This is a genomic window from Paracraurococcus ruber (assembly GCF_004353985.1).
GTDB lineage: Bacteria > Pseudomonadota > Alphaproteobacteria > Acetobacterales > Acetobacteraceae > Paracraurococcus > Paracraurococcus ruber.
Genome location: NZ_SMOA01000441.1, coordinates 1 through 2,981, shown reverse-complemented (window position 1 = coordinate 2,981; position 2,981 = coordinate 1). Strand labels below are relative to the sequence as shown.

General features: G+C 74.4%; 4 protein-coding genes. All 4 read right to left on the bottom strand.

The features are described from left to right. Nucleotides 1-46: 46 nt before the first annotated feature. The 4 genes from E2C05_RS30425 to E2C05_RS30410 all read right to left on the bottom strand — a co-directional run bounded on the left by E2C05_RS30425 (nucleotide 47) and on the right by E2C05_RS30410 (nucleotide 2,921). A complete protein-coding gene (locus tag E2C05_RS30425; RefSeq protein ID WP_133223351.1) occupies nucleotides 47-853 on the bottom strand; it encodes a cyclase family protein in 807 nt (268 codons plus the stop codon). Nucleotides 854-1,099: 246 nt separating this feature from the next. Further along, complete coding sequence (locus E2C05_RS30420; RefSeq protein ID WP_240046958.1) at nucleotides 1,100-1,723, bottom strand: glutathione peroxidase; 624 nt, start codon at nucleotides 1,721-1,723, stop codon at nucleotides 1,100-1,102. Continuing rightward, nucleotides 1,716-2,402: a sulfite oxidase-like oxidoreductase gene (locus E2C05_RS30415; protein WP_133223350.1), complete on the bottom strand. Its 687-nt coding sequence runs from the start codon at nucleotides 2,400-2,402 to the stop codon at nucleotides 1,716-1,718. Before E2C05_RS30415 ends, E2C05_RS30420 begins: the two co-directional genes overlap by 8 nt. Nucleotides 2,403-2,420: 18 nt before the next feature. Beyond that, on the bottom strand, nucleotides 2,421-2,921 hold the full coding sequence (locus tag E2C05_RS30410) for a type II toxin-antitoxin system VapC family toxin (RefSeq protein WP_338045220.1): 501 nt from the start codon (nucleotides 2,919-2,921) through the stop codon (nucleotides 2,421-2,423). Between the last annotated feature and the right edge of the window lie 60 nt (nucleotides 2,922-2,981).

Sequence of the window (2,981 nt, the reverse complement as noted above, 5' to 3'; positions counted from 1 at the left end):
GACCGCGCCGCGCCCGGCGCCGATCGCCGGCGGCCGCGCGGCGCCGTCAGGCCAGCGCCAGCACCCGTCCCGGGCCGCCGGTGCCGCCGGCGATCTTTGGCGCGGCGGCGACGATGGTGGCGCCGGTGGGCGGCAGCGCGCCGAGATTGGCGACGCATTCGATGCCCCAGCGACCGCTGCCGAGCCAGGCGGTGTGGAAGGCGAAGTCCTTCGATCCGCCATGGTCGAGCGAGAGCGTGTCCACCGCCACGCCCAGCACGCCGCGCCCGGCCAGCAGCGGCGCGACATCCGGCCGGAAGCCGGGGAAGCGCATCGACCCGTCGGCCTGGGCATTGCGGAAGCGCGGCGTCGCCACATGCGCATCCCAGCCGGAGTTCAGCGCGACGCAGGCGCCCTGCGGGATGCGGCCCTGCTGCGCCTCATGCGCCGCCACATCCTCGGGCGTCACCTGGTAGTCGGGGTCGTTCGCCGCCTTCGCCCGCACGTCCAGCACCACCAGCGGGCAGACCAGCTGCTCCAGCGGGATGGCATCCACCGATGCGCCATTGGCGCTGAAATGCAGCGGCGCGTCGAAATGCGTGCCGACATGCTCGGCATGCTTGATGGTGAACAGGTTGTAGCCGTCCTTGGCGATGAAGAAGGCCTGCTCCATCTCGATCGCCGGCGTGCCGCCGAAGGTCGGGAAGGCCGGCGACAGCGCGTGGGTCAGGTCCACCACCCGGCCGAAGCCGGTGCTGCGCACCGGCTGCGCCATGGCCGGCGCCACCATCGCCGGCGCCGCGGCCAGCGCCGCCAATACCCCGCGGCGGCCCAGCCTCGCCGCCACCCGTCCCATCACGCAGGCATCGCACATCGCCGCCGCTCCCCTCGCTGCCAAGGCAAGGCCCGGCGGGGGCGCGAGGGCCCGGGCGCGCGACCCTGCCCGGTGATTTAGGCCATGCCCGGCGGCGCCGCGGCAAGCGGCGCGGCACAGGCCAGCCGCGACGCGCCTGGGGCGGATCGCGCCAGGGCGTGAACGCCCGGACGCGAGACCCTGCCCTGCAATCATCAGGATAAAGCGGCTTGCGCGTTCAGGAGCACGCGCAAGCCGCTCTCGCCCTCAGGCGGCCGGCGCCGGGGCGGCGAGCGCGGCCTCGATCGCCTGGATCACCTCACGCGATTCCGGCCCGATGGCCGTCGGGAAGCCGCGCACCGTCCGCCCGTCGCGCGCCACCAGGTATTTGTGGAAATTCCAGCGCGGCGGCCCGCCGCCACGCTCCGCCAGGAAGGCGAAGAGCGGCATCGCCTGCGGCCCGCGGATCGGCGAGACCACCGTCATCGGGAATTCGACATTGTAGTTGGCCTCGCAGAACGCCTTGACCTTGCCGTTGTCAGCCGATTCCTGGTTGAAGTCCTGCGACGGCACGCCGAGCACCACCAGCCCGCGCGGGCCGAAGCGCTCATGCAGGCGCTGCAGCCCGGCATATTGCGGGGTGAAGCCGCAGAAGCTGGCGGTGTTCACCACCAGCATCGGCCGGCCGCGATACTGCGCCAGCGGCAGCGGCCCGCCCTCGATCGCCTGCGGCGTGAAGTCGAAGACCGACCCTGCGGGGGCGGCGCCCGCCGCGCCCGCCATCACCGCGCCCGCCGCGGCCAGCGCCGCGCGGCGTGAGACGGGCTGCGGCCCATCCGGGCCCGTCGGCCGCGCCATCCGGCGCTGCAGCCATCGCGTCGCGTCAGCCATACCGCTCCTCCAGCCAGGGATCGCCGTTGTTGTGGTAGCCGCGCACCTCCCAGAAACCGGGACGGTCGTCGCGCAGCAGCTCGATGCGGGTGACCCATTTCGGGCTCTTCCAGAAATACAGCCGCGGGATGACGACGCGCACCGGGCCGCCATGCTGCCGGGTCAGCGGGGCGCCTTCCCAGGAATGGGCCAGCAGCACCTCGTCGCGGGTGAACTCGGCCAGCGGGACATTGGTGGTGTACCCGTCATAGGAGGTGAAGGCGACGAAGCGCGCTTCCTCCTTCGGCCGGGCCAGGGCGACCAGGTCGCGCGCCAGCACGCCCTGCCAGCGGTTGTCGTAGCGGCTCCATTGCGTGACGCAGTGGATGTCGTTGACCAGCTCCGCCTGGGGCAGGGCCATGAACTCGTCCAGCGTCAGGCGCACCGGCGCCTGCACCAGCCCTTCCACCCGCAGCCGCCAGCGGTCCGGCGCGACATCCGGCTGCACGCCGAGGTCGAGCACCGGCCAGTCCTTGACCAGCGTCTGGCCGGGCGGCAGGCGGTCGCGCGTCGCCGTCCCGCCCAGCGGGTAGCTCTCCCCGGTCAGCAGCCGGCCCTCGCGGGCCCAGGCCTGCTTGGTCTCGACCAGCTTCTCCCGCACCTTGCCGGTCACGGGCACGTCATCCTCAGGCTCGGCCATCGCGGTCTCCTGACCCCCTTACCTGCCAGCAGCGCCGCCGGATGCAAGGGGTTCGTGCGGCTGGCCGGGCCTCTTGCCGGCGGCCCGGACCAGTTCGGTCGCCACCCCGAGCCCCGGCCCGGCGGCGGCCAGCCGGCGGTCGAGGGTGCAGAGCCGGGCGCCCTCGGCGGCGCAGACCGCGAGGTGCAGCGCATCGCCGGCGCCGAGCCCGGCCCGCATGGCGAAGCCCGCCGCCGCGCCGAAGGTGGCGGCGTCGATCGGCAGCAGGCGCAGGGATCGCGCGGCCAGGATGTCGAACCGCGCCGCCATGGCGTCGCGCGCCGCCGCGGTGACCTGGCCGGCCCGCAACGCCCGGGCCAGCACGGCGGCGAACTCGGTCGCCACCCAGGGGCTGATGGCGAGGTCGGCCGGATGCGCCGCGAGCCAATCCCGGGCCGGCGCCGGCCGCTCCCCGCCCCAGAGGGCGGCAACCAGCAGGGAGGTGTCGCAGTAGAGGGTCAGCCCGCATCCTCCTCGCATGGCCGGCGGGACGGGCCGCCGGGGGGTCGCGCGGCCGGCGGGGCGGGACGCGCCGGGCCC